The sequence below is a fragment of the Chryseobacterium koreense CCUG 49689 genome (assembly GCF_001045435.1).
Taxonomy (GTDB): domain Bacteria; phylum Bacteroidota; class Bacteroidia; order Flavobacteriales; family Weeksellaceae; genus Kaistella; species Kaistella koreensis.
Genome location: NZ_LFNG01000012.1, coordinates 105,401 through 127,295, shown reverse-complemented (window position 1 = coordinate 127,295; position 21,895 = coordinate 105,401). Strand labels below are relative to the sequence as shown.

The window sequence follows — 21,895 nt, the reverse complement described above, 5'->3', positions numbered from 1 at the left end:
AAAAAAGACATGAAAAAAGTAATCATTTCATTATCGTTATTGGTGGGACTGGGAAATTTGGCGGCACAAGTCTTGTCCTCAAATACTCCACAAGGTTATGGAGCTGGCGCAACCGGTGGTGGAACTGCAACACCGATAACTGTAACCGATTATGCCACATTGAAATCAAACCTAACTGCTGCGGGCGCAAAAGTAATTCTGGTTTCCGGTACAATCACCATTCCACAAAATGGAATCATCAGTGCAGTAATTTCCAATAAAACATTGATCGGACTTCCCGGTGCGAAATTGGTGAACGAAAACCAAACCGGAGCAGGAATTCTGAATTTCAAAAACGGGTCAAACAACATCATTGTACGGAATCTGACTTTCGTGGGACCTGGAGCTTATGATGTGAATGGACCAGATAACCTCACCAATCAGGGAGCCACAAACGTTTGGGTAGATCACTGTGAATTCCAAGACGGGCAAGACAGCAATTTTGATAATGTGGGATTAGCAGACAACGTGACCGTTTCCTGGTGTAAATTCACTTATTTGAAAGCTCCAATTCCAGGCGGTTCCGGTGGAACAAACGACCACCGTTTCTCCAACCTCGTTGGTTCCAGTGCAACGGATGCTCCTGCTGATGGGCATTACAGCATCACCTTTCACAATAACTATTGGGCAGAAGGATGCAAGGAAAGAATGCCGAGAGCGAGAAACGCGGAACTGCACCTGCTGAATAATTACTATTACACTTCTGTTTCCGGAGCTTTGGCAATAGGACTTGGTGGTGGTGCAAAAAATTCCACGGTCTATGTAGAAAATTCCAACTTTGCTAGAGTAACGAATTTGTTCAGAAGCTACACCAGCACAGACGGCGGGACTTATGCAATAAATTTCGAAAACAGTTCATGGAACGGCAATCCGGTGAATACCGCCACTTATAATACGGGCACGGTTTCTGCTCCTTCTTATTCCTACAATGCGATGTCTTTGGAAGAGGTTGCGACCTATGTTCCCGACGCTGGTTGCGGCGCAGGAGCGACTTTGCAGGTATCGGCAGATGGGGTGATTACCCCGGGAGTTTGCAGCTTTATGGCAACTGCAAATAGTAATGTTCCTCAAAATATCAAGGTGTTTCCTATTCCTGTACAAGATTTCTTAAATATTGAACTGCCAGAAAACGCTTCTGGAAAAATCCAGATCGTGATCTATTCTGCGGATGGCAGGAAAGTGATTTCAGAAAATGTAAATGCTTCTAAACAAACATCGCTGAATGTGCGGCATTTGGCAAAAGGAACCTATTTCGGTACGGTGAATGTTTCGGGTAGAACCTATTCCATAAAGTTTATCAAATAGTTTTTCCGCCAAAAAAACCGACACAAAAGTCCGGCAAGAAAAGGTCGGACTTTTTGATGAAATTACTAAGAAAAAGCTACTGTCTTATCAAATTATTGCATACATTTGTGTAATCGATTGTAATTTATTAAATATCAAATAATCAAACCTTTAAAATTAATTAAAATGAAAAAAACTTTACTTTTATTTGCTGCAGGACTAATGAGTTCGGTACTGTCCGCGCAATTAACTTTACCTAAAACATGGGATTTCAATACTTGGGCTACAAGCAGCGGAATTGGCCAGGAAACCGTCACTATGGATGACCTAGGGATTTACGCGGGCGTCAATACAACATTGCATAACACTGGAACGGTGAGTACCAGCAATTTTACCTTTGCAGATGGCTTTGCATCTACAAAGCGATTTCAACTGAATGGTGCGGGATATACAAGCGGGGTTTATACGAACCTCCCTACTCAACGGTATATCTATTTTGATGTAACCGGAAAAGTGGACGTGAAAATCTGGTGCAGAGGAGGAGGATCAGGTTCAAGGGTGCTTTACGTTACGGATGGTAGTTCAATCTTGGCGCAAGCAACAAGCGTGGATCAAGCCGGAACGATTTTCACGGCGACAAAAACTACTGAAGGAGCTGGAAGAATCTATATTTTTGGAGATACCGCGGTGAATCTGATGAAAATTGAAGTGACACAGAATACCACTTTAGGGACTTCAAATGTGGGTAAAGATCAGGTAGCTATTTTTTCTGCAGGAAATCAGGTGCATATCCAAAATGTGAACTCGGCAACAGATGTTTCTGTATTTACGATAGACGGAAAGCTGGTGAAATCAGCAACGATAAAGAATGATACGGTTTTTGAGCTTGGAACTGGGTTGTACCTTGTCAACACAAAATCGGAGAAAGGAATAAAATCTCAAAAAGTGATGGTAAAATAGTTCCATCCATGTTATTTTAGTTTGGTATGAAGCGGTAATTTTCAAATTGCCGCTTTTTTTTGAGATAGGTCCAAGTTTTGTGTAAAAGTCAGATGTTAAAAAAATGATATTTTTTGATATTACAGATGTAGTTTCGAAATTTTTTTTAACTTTGTGTAATCGATTGTATAATGTGAAAAAAAAATAAAATCAATTACTTAAACCTCTTTCTATTATGAAAAAATCTTTACTTTTCGCAGCAGCTTCAATGTTGTTTTCGGCGATATCGCTTAATGCGCAGACTACTACTTGGGATTTCAGCAACGATACCACAAACTGGCCACTAAATGCCGGAATTGGAACCAGCCCCATCGTGAAACAAGGGCTAGGATTATTTCCAATCAGCACCAACAGCAATTTTGCGGCAGTTACGAATTCCTCACAGGTGACCTTTTCAGATGGTTATGTAGCTACAGGAAATCGATTGCAAACCAATGGCGGGGGTTCGGCAGCTGTTGGAACTTATAAGCCAACGCAACGGTTTTTCTTTATCGAGACTTCCGGTACTGGAAGTGTAACTTTCAAAGCATGGTATAAATCTGGAAGTGGAGGTGCAGTAAGATCCGCATTTGTTTCCGATGGCGACGCTGTTTTGTATGGTACCGCTGCAACCAGTCCATCTGCAAGTCCCGCAGACACGGCGATTCTTACAGCTACCGTGCCGGCTGGTAAAACTTTTTACATCTATACCGACGCGGCAATTAACTTTTACAAAATGGAAGTTTCCGGCGCACCGGTAATCACTACATTGAACTCCAACCAACTTGCAACTTCCGATGTTTCCACAAAAGTTGCCGCCAATATTTTCTCGGTTGGAAGCCAGGTTCATATTGCAAATGTTTCAGGAAATACCAATGTGAATGTTTATTCCGCAAATGGTGCATTGGTGAAGTCACTGAACACCAAAACAGATGTGAATTTCGATTTAAAGCCAGGGTTCTACATCGTGAATCTGAATACCGAAAAGGGAGTGAAATCTCAAAAAGTACTCGTGAAATAATTTTTTTTGGATTGATATAATTAACGCAGGCGGTATTCCACGGAATACCGCTTTTTTCGTTCAGGATGGGTGTGAATTTTTTTTGAAAGTTGGAAGGTTCCCGCGGTTGATTTCGAAGGGTAATTCGAGGATTCTCCGGGTTTTTAAGATAGCTTTTAAGCGTTCCGCATTCAAGTATTGCTTCATGCTAAAAGAAGGTTGAAAAGGAGGATTGCTCAAAGTATCTCAATTTGAGATCATATTTGGCGCGGTCTTTTCTTCGATTTACGTTTTTATCCCTTAGTAAGATGCAGGGCAAATTAAGACCTGAAAAACCTGCTGAATTGGCACAATCCATTCGCTGATATTTTCTCTGCTTAATTCTTTGAACTGGAAGTTACTCTGCCTTCAATTTAGAAAACGTTTTTATTCCTTGATTTCAGCAGGGGTCAGATTTTTAACGGAAATTGATCCAAAGAGCGTAATTAAAATCGTCTAATTTTTCTTAAATAGATCTAAAAAAATCATTGAGCAGAAATCAGTTGATCAGCTTTTTCAAATGTTGCGATTACCAAGAATGTGGAGGCTGAAAAACCAAAAAAAACCTTCCTCAAATACTGAGGAAGGCTTCTTCTACATTAAATAATCGATCTATTTTTTGATCAATTTTCTTGTTATCACTCCTGAATTGGTGACCATTTTCATGATGTAGGTTCCTGAAGTCAAATTACTCACGTCCACCGATTTTGCATTTCCATTCACGTTTTTCACCAGATTTCCGCTCCAACTGAAGATGGAGATATTCTGGATTTCCGAGTCGGATTTCAAGAAAACGGTATGGGTTGCCGGATTTGGATAGATCGCTAGATCAATGTCTTTGGATATATTTCCGGTTGCCAAATTTGTTGTGTCATAAACAGTCTTGACGTAGTAAAGATTAGCCACATCACCTTTCGTAATTGTGGTCAAACCAACCGGAATATTCGGGATTGAAATCACGCCGTTTCCAGCTGCCGGAACAGTATAGGTAATTCCGTTCACTTTAATTTTTCCTGCAAAAGTCGGATCAAAAACCAAGGTTAAAGTAGAGGTTTTTGTCGTCGTGTGATGAATATCGGTTGCCGTCTCCATTTTTAACCTTTTGGTTAAAGTCAGACCGTCATAAGTCGTAGAGCCGTCTGTAGAATTCATATTTCCGCTGATAGAATAGTAATTGTCCGGATCCACTTTTCCATCAGTAGTGAAATTATGGATAAAGATATTTTGGTCAGAGATCGCGCCAATAGTGATGTCTCCCGAACCTGAAACCGGCGTACCTTCCGTTCCCACGGTGGTTACTGTAAATGAAACATCCGCAGTCGGCGTACCGGAAATCGTCACCGTTTTGGCAATCATGTCTTTGGTTGCAATAATTCCAGCTGCTGGTACTCCTGTCAGTGTTACGTCGGTCGCGGTTCCTCCCCACGTGAAAACCATATTTTCAATAGGAGTTCCTGGTTGAACCGTTTGATCATTATTGTTCGGAATAGTCAATGTTTGCGAACTCACTATGACCGGAGTTTCCCCTTGCACGTAAATCATGGAGCTTTGGTAATTCAACAACATGGTCTTTAGTCCGGTATTCAGGTCGTAAGAAGTATCATCAACCGCATTGTTAAAAACCCATTTCATATCGCCGCCATCGACTCTGCCTGCAAATTGCATCACTTTTGTTTTAGCGGTTTCCGGGTCATCCACCACTAAATTTTTAATGTAATGGGCAGCATCCGTATCGAAATTATTATAAGTGTTTCCTCCTTTTTTGGATTTGATGGTATTGCTGATGACTTCATCCCTGGAATTGGCTACATAGGCATCAAATTCCACCGGGAAATTAGTCGCGTCATAAGCCACAAAACGCGTTTGTCCGCTCATGGTGTTGTTGAATGCTTTGATCATTCCGCCATCTTCACTGGAGAAAGTTCCGCCACCGCCGCCGAAAATATCGGTTCCCTGCATGGAAATCAACATCGGGTATTTAGAATTTCTGAAATAGTTTCCTTCCAAAAAGAGGGAAGAAGCCATGGTGGAACCGGAACCATACTTGGAATTTCCGTCAAAATAGTTGTTGTAAATGTGTGCCGAGTAATACCTAACTCGGGGATGTCTGGAATCTGAATGGTCGTACCAGTTGTGGTGATAAGTCACAAAAAGTCCGGCAGCGGTTCCCTCGCTCAACCCCAAAAGGTTTGCCTTTCCACTGTCCCAGAAGTGATTGTAAGAAAGAGTGACCCATGTCGATTTTTTCACGTCCAGAGCGCCGTCTCCTTTCACCTGATCTGCGTCACCGCCCGGCATTCCATAGAACATATCGTTATTGTGCACCCAAACGTGGTCATTTCCTTGTTGCAATCCCACATTATCTCCTTCGGCGGCATCGGTCAGCATAAAGCCAAGATTTCTAACCTCCACATTGGATGCGTTTTTAATTCTTATTCCCCATCCGTTCGCGTATGCATCACTTCCCACACCTTCAAACGTGATGGAGCTGGTTGCCAGATTATTGTTTTCAATGACGATGTCTCCATTCAGCATATAGTTCAAATCGGTGATGTTTCCCACCAAACGAACCGCTAAAGGACGGCTGTCTTTCCCTTTTTTGAAACCGTCCAAAATCGTCTGCAAACCAACGCATGGATTTGCAGTTGCTCCGGTTACATTTAAGGAAACCGTGTTTTTGGTATTTTGCGTGATGTAAATAACGACCGCATTGCTTTTCAAAGTTCCGTCCATATTATAGGCGCCGGGAATTCTTCCGCCTTGATGGGCAAAACCGGTTCGGTCATGCGGTAAAACGGTAATTGGACCAGAGACCGTCGCAGGACCTTCCACACCGCCAACTACTGCAGCAACTTTGATGGTGTAATTTCCTGCAGCGAGTCCCAAAACATCGGCACGAAAATAACTCCCATAACTTCTAATAAGCGGATCGTCAATTTTTCGGTCGGTGATTCCCATTCCCGAATAGTAAACGTTGTAACGCTCTGCACCGGTTACCGGATCCCATTTCACATAGGCGGTTTCCAGGGAGCCCGATTGCTGGGTAATGTTCACGTTCTGCCCCGAAATGGTCAGAAATGCGAACATTAAACTTAAGATGGATAAAAATTTTGTCATAATTCAAAAAAAGAATTTTTGTTTTTAATTTTATGTAATGGATTACACAAAGTTATACCTATTTTGAAATCCCACAATGATTTTGTTTAATTTTTTTAAAAATATTTAAAAATCCTTTATTTAAAGTTGTTTTAAAAGATGTTAATTGTAAAAAATTGAGATGGCGTAATGATTATTACCAAATTTGAATAAAAATAAATCTCCCCAAAATGATGAAACATTGGTTAAAAGTTGTAGATTTGTGTAATCGATTGCTGTGGATTGGAGGGCTTTCTGACCTTAAGAAGGACGGATTATTTTTCATAAGTTAGCTGTCATTTGCGTAGTGGAAAGCCTTTGAGTGACTTTATTTTGGAATTGTTTTCGCCAAAATAATGGTCTTTTCGTGAATGAGGGAGAATGACGGTGGTTGTATAAAATAAAATAAGTGTACAGAATTTGGTATTTGATTTTGATGTTGACTTGTGGTCTGAATTTCGCGCAAATGCAGAAGGATACGACTTTTACCGAACGTTCAGAAATGCTGAAAGTGGCCAAAAAATTCCCGTCTGCAAATCTGGCTAAAGTAGAATCTCCCAAGAATGTGCAGGAAATGCTAAACATTGAATATCAAAATATTCACGGAAGGAGTTTATTCCTGGACGCTTTTTTGTGGGGTGACAATCACAAAAATCCTGCGGTGATCCTGATTCACGGCGGTGGCTGGAAATCCGGTTCGAAGGAGTTGATGAAATCTTTAGGCAGAAAAATTTCAGGAAGCGGATTCAATTGTTTTGCGGTAGAATATCGGCTTTCCGATGAAGCGAAATATCCGGCAGCAATCGATGATGTGGTAACAGCAATTTCTTTTTTAAGGAAAAATGCGAAGCGATTTAATATCGATCAAAATCAGATTGCGGTTTTAGGGACATCTTCCGGTGGACAGATTGCCGCACTAATCGGTTCAAAATATCCTGATTTGGCTAATCTGGTCATAGATATTGACGGAATTCTCGCATTTCATCATCCGCAATCCAAAGAAGGAGCAACCGCCGCAAAATGGTTGGGCGGAACTTTTGAAATGAGCCCCGAAATTTGGAAAGACGCTTCACCATTGACACACGCCGAAAAAGTTAGAATTCCTTATCTTTTCATCAACAGCCAATTTGAACGTTTTCACGCCGGACAAGATGAAATGTTGGAAATTTTTAAAAAGAATCATATCCAATACGAAGTCAAAACCATCGAAAATTCTCCGCACACCTTTTGGATGTTTGATCCTTGGTTTGATTCCACAGTAAACCACATCCTAAACTTTCTAAACCACCAATTCAAGAATTAATCCATATCAACAATATATTCAATGAAAATAGCAAATTCAATTCTGGCAATTTCGGCAGTTTCACTCATGCTCAGCTGCACCGCCACAAAAACAGTTTCCACGGCAAGTAAAAACGGAAAAACATACGCAGAAATCTCTGAAAAAGTAGGAGGTTCCTGGAACGGCAGAAAATATTCCGGCGGAGTTTTCAAAAACGTACAAACTTTAACGCTCAATCCGCTTCACACCGACCATTCTTTCGATATCCGCTATGAAGGTCCGGGTTGGGAAAGCAATAAAATAGGTTACCGCCTTTATCTGGATTGGAGGAACGCTATTGACATTTATGGCAAAAAGACCGAAAATATCGTTCTGCAAGACGTTGGTCAAGACGGTTTTGATTCCTATCACGAGATGAGCGATTGGGGAGGAGATATCCTGAAAGTGGGGAAAGGTTTGGGAATTGGTGCCATTGGAAGGATTGTGAATGGCGAAATGCTGCATTTCAATGAAGTTGAAAAAACCACGGCATCCGTAGAAAACAACAAGGACAATTCCAAAGTTTTCATCGATTACAAAGGCTGGAAAACCAATGGACAATCTACCGATTTCACATCCGAACTCACCATTTTTCCGGATGAAAGATACACGAAACACACCATCCAAAGCAGCAAAGCACTGGACGGAATCGTGACCGGAATCGTGAATCTCTACAAACTTCCATTAATTCATAAAACAGTTCCGAATGCGAAATGGGGCTATATTGCCACTTTTGGAAAACAAACGCTGTTTGACGATCATCTGGGAATGGCGGTGTTCTACCAAATTGCTGATGCCGAAGATGTTTTTAAAGGAAAAGACGATTACCTCATCAAGTTTAAACCAACTACCCAAAAAATTACGTTCTACTTTCTCGGGGCTTGGGAAAAGGAACCAAACGGAATCAAAACGGAATCCGAATTCTTGAAATATTTGGATGGAAACCTTTCCAAATTAAACGCCGGAAACCCCTTAAAATAAATTGAAATGAGAAAGGTAAAAATGGAAAAATTCGTCACAGTTTTATTGGCTTTATTATTTTTGACCGGATGTAAATCCCTGTCGAAATCGGCGGAAAATTATTCGGAAATTCCGGCAAACAAAAAATGGTCGGAACGAATGGCTTTGACGCTCATGAAGAAATATCCGGAAGCCTACATGATTGACGATAAAGCGGAGCCAAAATGGGATTATGTGCACGGTTTGAATATGATTGCTTTCGAGGAACTGTATTCAAAAACCAATGATCCACGCTATATCGGTTATGTGAAAGGTTATGCGGATGCAACCATCGATAAAGACGGAAAAATCCCTTCCTACAAGTTTGATAATTTCAATATCGACATGATTATCGCAGGTCATCATTTGTTCGACCTTTATGCAAAAACAAAAGATCATCGATATTTGACCGCCCTGAAAACTTTGAGACTTCAATTGGAAAAGCAACCCCGAACTTCGGAAGGCGGTTTTTGGCACAAGAAAATCTATCCGAACCAAATGTGGCTGGATGGTTTGTATATGGGTTCTCCATTTTATGCCCGCTACAATAAAACCTTCGAAGATGGCGGCCAACTCGATGATGTGGCATTGCAGTTTGAGTTGATTCAAAAACATTTGCTGGACAAAAAAACCGGGCTTCTTTACCACGGATGGGACGAATCCCGAAAGATGGCATGGTCTGATCCGCAAACGGGAACTTCACCTAATTTCTGGTCCCGATCGCTCGGTTGGTATGCGATGGCTTTAGTAGATGTGCTGGATTATTTCCCCGAAAATCATCCAAAACGAGCGGAATTGATTTCTTATTTCAAGGAACTTTCCAGTGCTTTGGTGAAATATCAGGACAAATCCGGATTGTGGTATCAAGTCACGGACCAGGGAAACCGAGATGGAAATTATCTGGAAGCATCAGGTTCTGCGATGTTTGCCTATGCTTTTGCAAAAGGAGCAAACAAAGGATATTTGACAAAAGATTTTAAAACCATTGCCAATAAGGCATTTGACGGTTTGGTAAATGAACTGGTGAAAGTTTCTCCGGAGGGATATGTCACCTTGACCAATGTCTGCGCAGTGGCCGGATTGGGTGGAAATCCTTTCAGGGACGGCTCTTTCGAGTATTATGTGAACGAAAAAAAGAAAGACAACGACCCGAAAGGAACCGGACCGTTTATTTTGGCTGCGCTTCAATTGGATCGGTAAGTGTCAATTTTATTGGCACCATCGTAATCCAAAACAAAAATTAATTTTTCACTTTTGAACAAAACTCCGTTTTGGGCATTTTTGTCAAAATTGCTTTATTTGAAAAAAACTGTTTTATCGTATTCTCGGCAATGTAAATTTTATTTAAAATGAATCTTCGCAGTGTGTATTTCCTCCTTTCATTGTTTGTAATTCAGATGGCAAACAGCCAGCTCATCGACAAAAATTGGGTGAGATTGGCGGCTACAAAAGACCAAAGCTTCCTGAAATCCGGGGAAGCCAAAAGAATTGCCGAAAACGTTTTGCTTTTTCAAAAAAACAATGGCGGTTGGGAAAAAAATGTCGCGATGCACAAAGTGTTATCTGATCATGATGTTGAAAAACTCATCCAATCCAAAAACGATTTCACGGTAACCACGATTGACAACGATGCTACCACTCAGGAAATGCGGTTTTTGTCCAATGTTTTTCAGTTTCAGCCCGATGAAAGATACAGAGCGGCATTTTTGAAGGGATTGGATTATCTCCTGAAAGCACAATATGAAAATGGAGGTTGGCCACAGTTTTACCCTATCCAAAGCAATTACAGTTCGCACATTACCTACAATGACGATGCGATGGTGAACGTTCTTTTTCTGTTTCAGGAACTTTTGGAAAAAAGGCAGCATTTCCCGATTCCGATTCCGGACGAGACTTTAACCAAAATCCAAAAATCTTTTGACAAAGGAATCGACATTATCCTAAAAACCCAGTACCGCCAAAATGGGAAACTCACGGTTTGGTGCGCCCAACACGACGAATTCTCTTTATTCCCGGCAAAAGCGAGATCCTATGAATTGCCGTCGTTGAGCGGAAAAGAATCGGCGACTTTGGTTTTGTTTTTAATGTCGCTGAAAAATCCTTCCAAAGAAGTAATCCGTTCGGTGGAAAGTGCGGTGAATTGGTTTAAAGTCAATAAAATCTCCGGCCATAAAGAAGTGAGAATTGAGGGCGACAAAAAGTGGGTCGAAGATCAAAACGCGATTCCGATTTGGGCGCGGTTCAGCGATTTGGAAACCAATGAACCTTTTGTCAGCGATCGAAACGGAATAAGGAAAAAGTCTTATTCGGAAATCGGTTTTGAACGCAGAAATGGTTATGCTTGGTTTACCGACGCACCTTCCGAAGTTTTGCAAAAGTATGATGCATGGAAAAAGGAAAATGTGAAAACCATTCCGGACAAGAACTTTTACACCGTTTCGAAAGATGGAACCGGCGATTTTGATGACATTCAGCTAGCCATCGACAATTGCAAATCTTTTCCGGAGGAACGAATCACGATTTTCATTAAAAACGGAATTTATCAGGAAAAAGTGAAGCTTCATCAGTGGAATACGAACCTGAAAATTTTGGGGGAAAGCAAAGAAAAAACCATCATCCGTTTTGACGATTATTTTGCGAAAATGGACAAAGGGAGAAACAGTACTTTCTTTACCCCGACATTTTTGGTGGAGGGAAATGATGCGATTCTCGAAAATTTAACCATTGAAAATTCTGCCGGAGAAGTGGGACAGGCAATTGCATTGAGTATTGTCGCAAACCGAGTTGCAATCGTGAATTGTAATTTGATTGGAAATCAGGATACGCTGTTTTTAGATGATGAAGGTAAAATTTTAATTAAGGATTCATACATCGAAGGAACAACCGACTTTATTTTTGGGGGAGCGACCGCTTTCTTCGAAAATTGCGAAATCCACAGCAAGAAAAATTCATTTGTCACCGCACCTTCAACACCGAAAGGAAGCGGGTTCGGTTTTGTTTTCACCCGTTGCAGGCTGACTGCAAAAGAAGGCGTAAATGAGGTTTATCTGGGAAGACCATGGCGAAATTTTGCACAGTCGGTCTTCATCAATTCAGATTTTGGAAGTTCTGTTTCGCCAAAAGGTTGGGACAATTGGAATAAAAAGGATGCCGAAAAAACTGCTTTTTTTGGTGAATATGGTAATCTAGGAAAAGGTTCAGATTTAAGTTCACGTGTTTCATGGTCGAAAAAACTGTCCCAAAAAGAAGCCCGAAAATTCACGAAGCAAAATGTACTGAAAGATAACCTTAGAAAAAATTGGTATGAAAGTCTATAAACTAATTTTCATTTTCTCTTTGTTAATGGCGAGTTGCGCCGCAACCAACCCTTCAAAAAAAATAACCATCCACACCATCGGTGATTCCACGATGGCGATAAAACCCGATACCGACAAAAATCCCGAAAGGGGATGGGTACAGGTTTTGCCGCAATTTTTCACGGATCATGTCCAGATTTTCAACCACGCTGTCAATGGCAGAAGCACCAAAAGTTTCCGGGAACTCGGACACTGGAAACCTGTTTTGGAATCGCTGAAAAAAGGGGATTACCTCTTCATCCAGTTCGGGCACAATGATGCGAAAGAAACCGATCCAACCCGCTACACAAATCCGCAAACTTCTTACCGGCACAATTTGATCCGATATATTGAGGAGGCACGTTCCAAAGGTGCGATCCCGATTTTGTTTTCCTCCATTGCGAGAAGAAAATTCAACAAAGAAGGAGTTTTGCTCGATTCTCATGGGAATTACACCCTGATTGCTCGATTGGTTGCACAAGAGATGAAAGTCCCATTTTTCGATATGCAATACCTCACCGAAAATCTGGAAATGCAATATGGAGTAGAGGGTTCCAGAAAATTGCACCTGCATTTTGCACCAAACGAAATCCCGTATTATCCTGAAGGAAAGACTGATGACACCCATCTTTCGGTTTTGGGTGCGACTGAAATCTCGAAACTTTTTGTGGAAGAACTGAAAAGGCAACACCATCCATTAGCAAAATACTTGCGGAATTAGCAATGTGAAACGCCTGTTCAGTTGATTTGCAGATGCGAAAACTTACGTCTCAAAACAGGTTTTCAAATTTCTGGTCGTCATGATGATGCTTTGGCAGATTTGAATTTTTAAGAGCTTCACTGGTTTTAAGAGGATTCTTTTTTTCAAGATGAGAACGATCAAAATAATTGAAATACTTGATGCTGTCACCTTCCATCATTTAAAATTGAAAAAAATGCTGCAATTGCATAATTTTAGGATTGAATCAGCAGTCGTCAAATAGGCAACTCCTGACGGTTTTCCAAGAAAAAGCCCGCCTCAGATATTGTGGCGGGCTTGCTTTATGGCTTTATTTTTCTAAAGATTCATAAACAACTTCGGATTGACCGGCGTATTATTTTGGTGTACTTCGTAATGAAGGTGTGGTCCTGTTGAGCGCCCCGTGTTGCCCGATTTTGCAATTACTGCGTTTACTTTCACCACATCATTTGCTTTCACCAAAACCTGGGAAAGATGCGCATAAAGTGTTGCTAAACCATTTCCGTGCGAAATAATCACGCAGTTTCCATAGCCACTTTTTTCGCCTGCAAAAATCACTGTTCCGGTTGCCGCGCAACGAACATCTGAACCATACGGAACGGCGATGTCTAAACCTTTATGAAACTGAATTTGGTCCGCTTCAGCGGGGGTATTGTTGACTTCAGCGGCGTTTTTAGCCAAACTTTCCGGATTTACCAAAGTTCTTTTCACCACATTTCCCATGCTGTCTTTTTCCTCCACCAATGGCGGTTCTGAGTTTTGCTCTTTACTTAATTTTCCGGCCGATGCGAGCAACACGTTGTTGAAGGGGATCGGATTTTTTCTTTTTCCAAAATGGGAAGAAATGTAGCCGTCAGTGGGAATTCCCAGTGGAACCCGCTGCAGTTTGTTTTGCAAATCCATCAGATACTGGCTGTAGCGATTGCTTTGCTTAGAAAGATAAACCGCGTTGGAAAGGCTGTCCTGAGCGAGCATAGCAATTTTTCCGTCCGTGATGTTTTTGGATTTTAAGAAGGCATGGAGTGCTCTCACCGTATTGTCCACTAAAGCCAGGTTGTTTTTCATTTCCGGGTAATCGATGCTGTCTTTTTGCGTATTGATTTTAACCAGATTCACCTGATAATTTTTGTGGTTTTTTTCGCCATATAGTTTTGCGATCAAAATTCCCTGTCCAAAAACCAATGCAACCAGGATTCCTAAGGCGACATTCACGTTCCTCTTTCTACTCAAAAAGTTCTTCATTAAGTCTTGATTCTAAAAATAAAGTTGCAAATTTAAATATAATTTTCAAATATAATTATTGACATTGTGTTTCTTTCGGCATTTCTTTGAATTTAATATTGTTAAAGTTTTCATAAAATCGCTAAATTCATAATCGTGCCCGAAAATCCCTAAAGCTTTAATATCTTTGTAGCTAATTTCCTAATGGCAATCATGGCAAAAAAGAAGACCAACGAACCGAAAACCTTAAAACCGGAAATCGCTGTAGGTGTATTAGGCAGCGGAAGTTTCGCCACGGCAATTGTGAAAATGCTGGTGGAAAACAGCAAAACGGTACACTGGTGTGTTCGGAACGAATTTGTGAAGGGAGCGATCGAGTTGCGGCACCATAATCCGACTTATTTAACCTCGGTGAGTTTTGCGCCAAAGTCGATCAAAGTTACCACTGATATCAACGAGCTGGTTTCTCAGTGCGAAATCATCGTTTTAGCCACGCCTTCCATTTATCTGTCTGACCAAATGGAGAAAATGACTTGCGAATACAGGGACAAAATCTTCGTCTCCGCAATCAAGGGAATTGTTCCCAAAGCCAATGATGTGGTAGCGCATTATCTCCGCGATAATTTCGAGATTGGATTTCGGAATCAGGCGGTAATTGCCGGTCCTTGCCACGCTGAAGAAGTAGCGATGGAACGGCTTTCTTACCTCACCATCGCCACAGTGGAAGATGAGGTTTCGGAGAAACTTTGCCAATTGTTTTCTTCCAGCTTTATCAAAGTAGAACCGAGCAAGGATATCCTGGGAAATGAGTACAGTGCCATTTTGAAAAATATCTATGCAATCGGAGCTGGGATTGCGGGAGGATTGGGTTATGGAGACAACTTCACTGCGGTTTTCGTTTCCAATGCGATCCGGGAAATGGAGATCTTTCTGGAAGCCATCTACGAAGCGCCAAGAGACGTGAATGAAAGCGCCTATCTTGGTGATTTACTGGTCACCGCTTATTCCCTTTTCTCGCGTAACCGAAATCTTGGAAACCTAATAGGGAAAGGATATACCGTGAAATCCGCCATCCAGTCCATGAACATGATTGCTGAAGGGTATTACGCCGCAGATTCCATTTACAGGACATCAAAGGAAAAAGGGATGAAAACCCCGATTATAGACACCATTTACGGAATTCTGTATGAAGAAAAGAATGCAGAGAAACAATTCAAAAAACTGACTGCAAAGTTGACCTAATGCCGGAAAATTCAACAAAATATATCATTCACCATTATCCTAAGCTGGAAGAAAAGCTAAATGTCGTCACGCACTTGATGGGACTGGTTTTGAGTGTCGCAGGATTGATTCTTTTGATTTTAAAAGCCGTGAAGATCGATGATTTATGGGCAATCATCAGCTTTCCGATATTTGGGATGAGCATGATTGTGCTGTATTTGGCATCCACACTTTACCACCTTTCCAAGACACCGAAAATCCGTTATCATTTGAATATTTTCGACCACGCGTCAATATACGTTTTGATTGCAGGGAGTTACACACCTTTCGTTTTGGTGACGCTCAATGGAACTGAAGGTTGGGTGATCTTTTCGGTGGTTTGGAGCATTGCTCTCTTTGGAATTATTTTCAAGATTTTCTTCACCGGAAGATTCAATGTCCTATCCACGATTCTCTATGTGGCAATGGGATGGTTGATTGTTTTCAGCTTCAGGAGTTTGGTTCAGAATCTGGATTTCAGCGGTTTGGTTTGGCTGATTTCCGGCGGAATTGCCTACACTTTGGGAGCAGTACTTTATGCTTTCGACAAATTAAAGTTCAACCACGCGATATTTCATGTTTTTGTCTTGCTGGGAACTTTATGCCACTTTGTTTCGGTCTATTTTTATGTGGTTCCGGTGGCGAATTAGTGATGTTTTCCAGAATGAAAAGATCTAATTTTCAATGATTTTTCCTTTGTTTATAATTCCACGAATGATTAAGCAAGTAAAATAAAAATCCCCTTTTTCATATTCCAAAACAATAGTGCATTTGAAAAAAGGACTGACTTTTAAACTAAGTTTGAATTTTAAATGTACTAAAAGCAGTGGTAGTCAAAATAGGCTATCTTTTACGGAAAGACTTATCATTAACAGCTCCAGTTTTGAGCAAGCAAGGTATTGTCCACTAAAGCAGACTTTTGAAGCGTAAACTTACTCTGCCTTCGACATAATCATTGCATCCTTAATTTTACGGCTAATTATCTAAACTTTGCGTGAATGATTTCAGGAATTTTACGTAGTTTCAGTATAATTTTAAAAGCTAATTTCCCATTTTGAATTCCACCAGTTTCTTGGTGTTTAAATCAAACTCATATAATTTCTGCGATTTCGGCTCATAAAAAAGCCATTGCATTGTGGAGAGATTGTTCCCCGATTTGCTGAAAATCCCAATTTAAGAAAAGTGAACGAAAACTGAATGTTTCCATAAACAGATGAATTCGCTAGAATATCTAAGGTTGGTGAAATTTCTTTTTCCCCAAAAATTCGCAATCTCAAATCTTTTCCCGAAATTCGTCACTCTAATATTTTCATTATGCCCGAATCTTTCGTCAAGAAAACTCCAAAGCCAAAATACGACGTGATCCTAATCGGTGGCGGAATTATGAGCGTTACTTTGGCAACGTTGCTTCATGAGCTGGAGCCGGAAATGGATATCGCGATTTTTGAAAGACTCGGGAGATTCGCACGGGAAAGCTCCGCTGCATGGAACAATGCGGGAACAGGACATTCCGCCTTTTGCGAACTCAATTACACGCCGCAAGATGAAGATGGAAATATAGATATCTCCAAAGCAGAAAATATTGCAGAACAATTCGAGGTTTCAAAGCAATTTTGGTCTTACCTGATTTCGAAAAACTATATTCAGAATCCAAAAGAATTCATCAATTCCTGTCCGCACATGAGTTTGGTTTTTGGCAAAGATGATGTCGATTTTTTAAGGAAAAGACATGCGGAAATGATCAAATCAAATCTTTTCAAAGGCATGGAGTTTTCAGAAAATTTTGAAAAACTTCAGGAATGGATTCCTTTGGTAATGAGCAAAAGGAAAAATTACGAACTTCTTGCCGCCACGAAAATGGATTTGGGAACAGATGTGAATTTCGGGGCATTGACCCGAAAAATGGGTGCTTTCCTCGCAGAAGATTCCAGGGTGGAGATTTTTCTCTATCATGAAGCAAAAGATTTAGATTTAAAGTCGGACGGAACTTGGGCGGTGGAAGTTAAAGACCGACTGCATAACCACAGTCAAGAAGTTGTGGCAAATTTCGTGTTCATTGGAGCCGGAGGTTATGCATTGCCGCTTTTGGAAAGTTCGGATATCCCGGAAAGCGAAGGTTATGGCGGATTTCCGGTTTCCGGCGAATGGCTGGTCTCGCACAATCCGGAATTGATCAAAAAACATCATGCCAAAGTCTATACGCAGGCAGGTTTAGAAGCTCCACCGATGAGTGTTCCGCATTTAGACCTGAGAATCATAGATGGGGAAAAGGCATTGCTGTTTGGACCTTTTGCCGGATTTTCCACGAAATTTTTAAAAGAAGGCAGTTATCTCGATTTGCCCGAAAGCATTAACTTCAAGAACATCCGCTCCCTTTTTGGCGCGTGGTGGCATAATTTGCCTTTGACCCAATATCTGGTTCGGCAAGTTGCCATGACTAAATCCCAAAGAATGCAGCATTTAAGGGAGTTTGTGAAAGATGCAAAAGAGGAGGACTGGGAACTGAAAATAGCGGGACAAAGAGTTCAGGTCATCAAAAAAGATCCCGATCTAGGCGGAAAATTAGAATTTGGGACGGAAGTAGTGGTCAATGAAAACGGCACCATCGCCTCACTTCTGGGTGCTTCTCCCGGAGCTTCCACAGCGGCTTTTGCCATGATTCAGGTTTTAGAGAAATGTTTCCCTGAAAAAATAAAAAACGAATGGCGCGAAAAACTCCTGGAAATCATTCCAAGCTATGGTCAGAAACTTTCAGAAAATCCTGAACTGACCGAGAAAATTAGAAACTATTCAAAAGAAAAACTTGAATTAGAATATTAGTAAAAAGCATGATTATTCATCGCTTATTTCTCACTATTCATTAGGCATGAACAGATGGAAACCATAACCAAACCCGAAATCTCGCAAGAAATTCTGGAATCTCTGCAAACCAAAGTAGAGGAGGAGAAGCAGGTGATCGTGCATTGTTGCGTTCCCGCGAGTTTTGAATTGGGGAACCAGATCCGGGTTTGGCGATCCACGTTTTTGGTGGACCGGAGTTTGGCCCACAAAAGTTACCTCATTCATCAGGAGAATATTTCGCTTTTTCCTTATTGGACGGATGTTCCGCCGATGAAGGACTTTTGGTTCACCCTGGTTTTCTCTGGATTGCCGGATGAATGCGCCGCTTTTGATTTAATAGAGGAAATACCGGAAGAAGGTGGTTTTTTTGTCCCCAATATCAAGAGAAACGGAACCGATGTTTATCGGGTAATCATCGAGTGAAGTTGAGTAACAAGTATTAACAAGCAAAATAAAAATCAGTAATGAATAAAAGACGGTTGGCAATATTATTTTTGATTTCCACACTATTTCTAAGCAGCTGCAGCTCATATTATAAGTCTGTATCCATGGATAAAATGGATGCCGAGAGAAAGGAGGTTCCGCGGAAATTTGCGGAAGCTTATTTGGAAAAGTGTGCAAAGAAAGATTACACGCCATTTGAAGGATTCAATATTTCAAAAAAGTTTGAGCGCGTAATCACTGCTGACAGCCTTAGAAAATCTTGTGCGTGGATTGAAAAAAAATATGGAACAGTTCGGGTGAAAGAGTTGGTTTCGGTGCATACCTATTCCAGACCGGCAGACTTTATGGATATTTTTAATTTTAAGCTGGAAACAGAAAAGTCCAAAGAACCCCGTTTTTTGCATATCGGCGTTTACCGGGACAAAAACTTTATTGACGTTCCTTTCTATTTTGATGGCAACGAAAATTATCTTGCGGCCCGGCAAAAAAAATATCGACAATACAAAAAGAAAAATAAATGAAAAAGCTGATCGTCTTTATCGGTCTAATAATGATCTCCTGTGCAGCTCAGCCGAAAATAATTTCTGAAATCCAAAAATTTCAGGAAGAATTGAACATGGAGTACAAAAATCCGAAAGAATCACCGCTTCGTGGCGATAACTTCACCAATTTCAATAGACATCCTTTTTTTCCGATCGACTTAAAATACCGCTTTAATGCCAAATTCACGCGCACCGAAAATGCAGTTCCATTCGAAATTCCGACCTCTTCCGGCAAAGCAAAGCCTTATGTAGAATACGGAAAGGCAACTTTTATTTTAGACGGAAAAAGTTATACCCTGAATGTTTATCAAAATTTAAACCTAATCAGACAGAAAGGTTATGAGGACTATCTTTTTCTGCCGTTTCATGACGCGACCAACGGGAAGGAAACTTATGGTGGCGGAAAATACATGGATCTGCGGATCCCGAAATCCGACAAAATCATCTTAGACTTCAACCAGTCTTATCAGCCGTTTTGTGCCTACAATGCCTTTGATTACAGTTGCCCAATTGTGCCGGTAGAAAATACATTGCCCATCAGAATAGAGGCCGGAGTGAAATATGATGACGTTTATTTTCATTAAAAAGGTGGAGGGTTTAGTGGCGTAACCCGGAATATTTTCATATCTTTCAGTACAATTTTAACCTCAAAAAAATTTAAACATGACTTATTTAGGCTTAATTTTTTTTCTAGGATTCATCGTGCTTTTCGCATCTTTTTTCACGGTAAAGCAGGCCACTGCGGCCATTGTGGAAAGACTTGGGAAATTTCATTCGGTGAGGCATGCCGGATTACATTTGAAAATTCCTTTTATCGATGTGGTCACCAAACGGATGAATCTCAGAATCCAGCAGTTGGACGTGATTATTGATACCAAAACCCTGGACAACGTTTTCATCCGGATGAAGGTTTCGGTGCAATACCAAGTCATCAAAGAGCAGGTGGCGGATTCCTTCTATAAACTTGAAAATCCCGAAAACCAGATTACCTCCTATGTTTTCGACGTGGTGCGGGCAGAAGTTCCGAAACTGAAACTGGACGATGTTTTTGTAAGAAAAGACGATATTGCCATCGCGGTAAAAGGTGAGCTACAGGAAGCGATGAGGAGTTATGGTTACGATATCATCAAAACTTTGGTTACCGATATCGACCCGGATGAACAGGTGAAACATGCGATGAACAGAATCAACGCTGCAGAAAGGGAAAGAACCGCGGCAGAATACGAATCTGAAGCTCAAAAAATCAGAATTGTGGCGGTGGCAAAAGCGGAAGCGGAATCCAAAAAGCTCCAAGGACAGGGAATTGCAGACCAAAGAAGAGAAATCGCGAAAGGTTTACAGGAATCTGTGGAAATGCTGAATGCTGCGAATATTAATGCACAGGAAGCTTCCGCATTGATCGTGGTGACACAGCACTACGACACGCTTCAATCCATCGGTGCGAATAACAGAAGCAATTTGGTGCTTCTGCCAAACTCTCCAAATTCGGCAAGCACGATGTTGAACGATTTGATGGTTTCTTTGGCGGCAACTCAGAAAATGGATGATTTGGGTAGCAAATAATTTTCCGAAAAAATGAGATAAATCCTGCAATTTTTATTGTGGGATTTTTTATTTAAAATTAGATTTGTTAAAAATTAAAATAAATGAAAAATATCAATTTTTACACAGTGATTGCGCTGCTTCTTTTGTTGACCTCATGTCAGGTCCAAGTTCCCATGAATGCCGAGTATTTGAAAAAACCATCAAGAGTGGGACTATATGTGAATGTTTCGGAGCCTCAAAAATATAGGGAAGGTTCACAGGGATTGCTTGATTTGGCATTAACTTCGGGAGATAAGTATCAACCAGTGCTGGATCTCGCAAAAAAACAATTGGATCCCAAACAGAAGTTGATCGATATGTATTCAGAGATCCTTCGTTCGAAAGGGAAAGAAGTGGTTATTATTGATGAGAAATTTGACCCGAAGAATGTGCAAAAATTTAAAGATGAGAAAGCTGAAGGAAAAAAATACTCTAATATTGACTTCAGACCATTAAAAGACAAATACCAAATTGATGAAGTAGCTTTCATTAACCTCAATTGGGGATTGATGATCAGTTATTACAGCATGATTGAAACTGGAAGAGCAGGATATGTCAATTTTGATAATAGGTTGGTAAACCTTGCGGACAACTCGCTGTATTTTGCGAATGATAATATGAAAAATATTCCTATTAATGGCAAATGGAATGTGGGACCAAATTATGAAAACGCCATCAACAAAATCTCAGAAACGCTTAACCAGGCAATTGAGGTCGAAAAAAATCTTTATAAATAAATACAAAATCCCGAATTTCCTCGGGATTTTTTTATGGACTGAATTTCTGCTTGCCCATCAGCAACTCAAAAAACAACTTGAAATCTGAAATCAAACTCCAAATCGGATATTTGAAGGTTGCGGGCTTATTCTTTTCGAAAACGGCGTGGGAAAACCAGGCAAATCCATATCCGAAAATGGGAAGGTACCAAAGAAATCTTTCTTTCCCGGAATTGATCACATAAATGATTACCACGAAAACCAGCAAAGTTCCTATAAAGTGGAAGATTCTGGTCCACCTGTTGCTGTGTTCGGTGAGATAGAACTGGTAGAATTCTGAAAACGTTTTGATTCTCTCTGACATATTTTTATCATTTGAATTGTCGAAAAAATAAGTGCTGAATTTACTCTTTTGAAG

At 40.7% G+C, this 21,895-nt stretch carries 19 protein-coding genes; 16 read left to right on the top strand and 3 right to left on the bottom strand.

Annotated features, from left to right (window positions below; translation table 11 throughout):
• Positions 1–9: 9 nt before the first annotated feature.
• From ACM44_RS09725 to ACM44_RS09715, 3 genes are all read left to right on the top strand, one after another.
• On the top strand, positions 10–1,344 hold the full coding sequence (locus ACM44_RS09725) for a pectate lyase family protein (protein WP_048499847.1): 1,335 nt from the start codon (positions 10–12) through the stop codon (positions 1,342–1,344).
• 165 nt (positions 1,345–1,509) lie between these two features.
• The gene (locus tag ACM44_RS09720; RefSeq protein ID WP_048499846.1) at positions 1,510–2,283 is read left to right on the top strand and encodes a T9SS type A sorting domain-containing protein; all 774 of its coding nucleotides are present in this window, start codon (positions 1,510–1,512) and stop codon (positions 2,281–2,283) included.
• Between the two features lie 214 nt (positions 2,284–2,497).
• Positions 2,498–3,322 carry a T9SS type A sorting domain-containing protein gene (locus tag ACM44_RS09715; protein ID WP_048499845.1) on the top strand — a complete coding sequence of 275 codons (825 nt, stop codon included), beginning with the start codon at positions 2,498–2,500 and terminating at the stop codon, positions 3,320–3,322.
• Positions 3,323–3,952: 630 nt separating this feature from the next.
• Here ACM44_RS09715 and ACM44_RS09710 read toward each other — a convergent pair.
• Positions 3,953–6,457 carry a pectate lyase family protein gene (locus tag ACM44_RS09710; RefSeq protein ID WP_048499844.1) on the bottom strand — a complete coding sequence of 835 codons (2,505 nt, stop codon included), beginning with the start codon at positions 6,455–6,457 and terminating at the stop codon, positions 3,953–3,955.
• A 427-nt stretch (positions 6,458–6,884) separates the two neighbouring features.
• Between ACM44_RS09710 and ACM44_RS09705 the strand changes: the two genes are divergently transcribed.
• The 5 genes from ACM44_RS09705 to ACM44_RS09685 all read left to right on the top strand — a co-directional run bounded on the left by ACM44_RS09705 (position 6,885) and on the right by ACM44_RS09685 (position 12,851).
• Entirely contained in the window at positions 6,885–7,778 is an 894-nt protein-coding gene (locus tag ACM44_RS09705; RefSeq protein ID WP_083993700.1) for an alpha/beta hydrolase, read from the top strand.
• Positions 7,779–7,799: 21 nt separating this feature from the next.
• Positions 7,800–8,777: a DUF4861 family protein gene (locus ACM44_RS09700; protein ID WP_048499842.1), complete on the top strand. Its 978-nt coding sequence runs from the start codon at positions 7,800–7,802 to the stop codon at positions 8,775–8,777.
• A gap of 6 nt (positions 8,778–8,783) precedes the next feature.
• Positions 8,784–9,995 carry a glycoside hydrolase family 88/105 protein gene (locus ACM44_RS09695; protein ID WP_048499841.1) on the top strand — a complete coding sequence of 404 codons (1,212 nt, stop codon included), beginning with the start codon at positions 8,784–8,786 and terminating at the stop codon, positions 9,993–9,995.
• Between the two features lie 149 nt (positions 9,996–10,144).
• Positions 10,145–12,112 carry a pectate lyase gene (gene pelA, locus ACM44_RS09690; RefSeq protein WP_048499840.1) on the top strand — a complete coding sequence of 656 codons (1,968 nt, stop codon included), beginning with the start codon at positions 10,145–10,147 and terminating at the stop codon, positions 12,110–12,112.
• A complete protein-coding gene (locus tag ACM44_RS09685) occupies positions 12,099–12,851 on the top strand; it encodes a rhamnogalacturonan acetylesterase (RefSeq protein ID WP_048499839.1) in 753 nt (250 codons plus the stop codon). Before pelA ends, ACM44_RS09685 begins: the two co-directional genes overlap by 14 nt.
• A gap of 336 nt (positions 12,852–13,187) precedes the next feature.
• Here the strand turns inward: ACM44_RS09685 and ACM44_RS09680 are convergent, their stop codons facing one another.
• A complete protein-coding gene (locus ACM44_RS09680; RefSeq protein ID WP_048499838.1) occupies positions 13,188–14,111 on the bottom strand; it encodes a M23 family metallopeptidase in 924 nt (307 codons plus the stop codon).
• Between the two features lie 192 nt (positions 14,112–14,303).
• On the opposite strand from ACM44_RS09680, the gene ACM44_RS09675 reads away from it, so the two are divergent.
• From ACM44_RS09675 to ACM44_RS09640, 8 genes are all read left to right on the top strand, one after another.
• Positions 14,304–15,332 carry an NAD(P)H-dependent glycerol-3-phosphate dehydrogenase gene (locus ACM44_RS09675; protein ID WP_048499942.1) on the top strand — a complete coding sequence of 343 codons (1,029 nt, stop codon included), beginning with the start codon at positions 14,304–14,306 and terminating at the stop codon, positions 15,330–15,332.
• A complete protein-coding gene (gene trhA, locus ACM44_RS09670) occupies positions 15,332–16,000 on the top strand; it encodes a PAQR family membrane homeostasis protein TrhA (protein ID WP_183325342.1) in 669 nt (222 codons plus the stop codon). Before ACM44_RS09675 ends, trhA begins: the two co-directional genes overlap by 1 nt.
• Positions 16,001–16,664: 664 nt before the next feature.
• Complete coding sequence (mqo, locus tag ACM44_RS09665; RefSeq protein ID WP_048499837.1) at positions 16,665–18,170, top strand: malate dehydrogenase (quinone); 1,506 nt, start codon at positions 16,665–16,667, stop codon at positions 18,168–18,170.
• Between the two features lie 54 nt (positions 18,171–18,224).
• Positions 18,225–18,614: a hypothetical protein gene (locus ACM44_RS09660; RefSeq protein WP_048499836.1), complete on the top strand. Its 390-nt coding sequence runs from the start codon at positions 18,225–18,227 to the stop codon at positions 18,612–18,614.
• 134 nt (positions 18,615–18,748) lie between these two features.
• A complete protein-coding gene (locus ACM44_RS09655) occupies positions 18,749–19,156 on the top strand; it encodes a hypothetical protein (RefSeq protein ID WP_152669333.1) in 408 nt (135 codons plus the stop codon).
• Positions 19,153–19,761 (top strand): DUF1684 domain-containing protein, encoded by a 609-nt coding sequence (locus ACM44_RS09650; protein ID WP_048499834.1) that lies wholly within the window; start codon positions 19,153–19,155, stop codon positions 19,759–19,761. The genes ACM44_RS09655 and ACM44_RS09650 overlap by 4 nt, the downstream gene beginning before the upstream one ends.
• A gap of 79 nt (positions 19,762–19,840) precedes the next feature.
• The gene (locus tag ACM44_RS09645; protein ID WP_048499833.1) at positions 19,841–20,740 is read left to right on the top strand and encodes an SPFH domain-containing protein; all 900 of its coding nucleotides are present in this window, start codon (positions 19,841–19,843) and stop codon (positions 20,738–20,740) included.
• An 83-nt stretch (positions 20,741–20,823) separates the two neighbouring features.
• The gene (locus tag ACM44_RS09640) at positions 20,824–21,498 is read left to right on the top strand and encodes a hypothetical protein (protein ID WP_048499832.1); all 675 of its coding nucleotides are present in this window, start codon (positions 20,824–20,826) and stop codon (positions 21,496–21,498) included.
• Between the two features lie 31 nt (positions 21,499–21,529).
• Here ACM44_RS09640 and ACM44_RS09635 read toward each other — a convergent pair whose 3' ends face one another.
• The gene (locus tag ACM44_RS09635) at positions 21,530–21,841 is read right to left on the bottom strand and encodes a DUF962 domain-containing protein (RefSeq protein WP_048499831.1); all 312 of its coding nucleotides are present in this window, start codon (positions 21,839–21,841) and stop codon (positions 21,530–21,532) included.
• Positions 21,842–21,895 lie beyond the last annotated feature (54 nt).

What these genes read in the sequence shown, in the direction of transcription:
- ACM44_RS09725 (WP_048499847.1), top strand. Translation starts at nt 10, where the DNA reads ATGAAAAAAGTAATCATTTCATTATCGTTATTGGTGGGACTGGGAAAT.
- ACM44_RS09720 (WP_048499846.1), top strand. Translation starts at nt 1,510, where the DNA reads ATGAAAAAAACTTTACTTTTATTTGCTGCAGGACTAATGAGTTCGGTA.
- ACM44_RS09715 (WP_048499845.1), top strand. Translation starts at nt 2,498, where the DNA reads ATGAAAAAATCTTTACTTTTCGCAGCAGCTTCAATGTTGTTTTCGGCG.
- ACM44_RS09710 (WP_048499844.1), bottom strand. Translation starts at nt 6,457, where the DNA reads ATGACAAAATTTTTATCCATCTTAAGTTTAATGTTCGCATTTCTGACC.
- ACM44_RS09700 (WP_048499842.1), top strand. Translation starts at nt 7,800, where the DNA reads ATGAAAATAGCAAATTCAATTCTGGCAATTTCGGCAGTTTCACTCATG.
- ACM44_RS09695 (WP_048499841.1), top strand. Translation starts at nt 8,784, where the DNA reads ATGAGAAAGGTAAAAATGGAAAAATTCGTCACAGTTTTATTGGCTTTA.
- pelA (WP_048499840.1), top strand. Translation starts at nt 10,145, where the DNA reads ATGAATCTTCGCAGTGTGTATTTCCTCCTTTCATTGTTTGTAATTCAG.
- ACM44_RS09685 (WP_048499839.1), top strand. Translation starts at nt 12,099, where the DNA reads ATGAAAGTCTATAAACTAATTTTCATTTTCTCTTTGTTAATGGCGAGT.
- ACM44_RS09680 (WP_048499838.1), bottom strand. Translation starts at nt 14,111, where the DNA reads ATGAAGAACTTTTTGAGTAGAAAGAGGAACGTGAATGTCGCCTTAGGA.
- ACM44_RS09675 (WP_048499942.1), top strand. Translation starts at nt 14,304, where the DNA reads ATGGCAAAAAAGAAGACCAACGAACCGAAAACCTTAAAACCGGAAATC.
- trhA (WP_183325342.1), top strand. Translation starts at nt 15,332, where the DNA reads ATGCCGGAAAATTCAACAAAATATATCATTCACCATTATCCTAAGCTG.
- mqo (WP_048499837.1), top strand. Translation starts at nt 16,665, where the DNA reads ATGCCCGAATCTTTCGTCAAGAAAACTCCAAAGCCAAAATACGACGTG.
- ACM44_RS09660 (WP_048499836.1), top strand. Translation starts at nt 18,225, where the DNA reads ATGGAAACCATAACCAAACCCGAAATCTCGCAAGAAATTCTGGAATCT.
- ACM44_RS09655 (WP_152669333.1), top strand. Translation starts at nt 18,749, where the DNA reads ATGGATGCCGAGAGAAAGGAGGTTCCGCGGAAATTTGCGGAAGCTTAT.
- ACM44_RS09650 (WP_048499834.1), top strand. Translation starts at nt 19,153, where the DNA reads ATGAAAAAGCTGATCGTCTTTATCGGTCTAATAATGATCTCCTGTGCA.
- ACM44_RS09645 (WP_048499833.1), top strand. Translation starts at nt 19,841, where the DNA reads ATGACTTATTTAGGCTTAATTTTTTTTCTAGGATTCATCGTGCTTTTC.
- ACM44_RS09640 (WP_048499832.1), top strand. Translation starts at nt 20,824, where the DNA reads ATGAAAAATATCAATTTTTACACAGTGATTGCGCTGCTTCTTTTGTTG.
- ACM44_RS09635 (WP_048499831.1), bottom strand. Translation starts at nt 21,841, where the DNA reads ATGTCAGAGAGAATCAAAACGTTTTCAGAATTCTACCAGTTCTATCTC.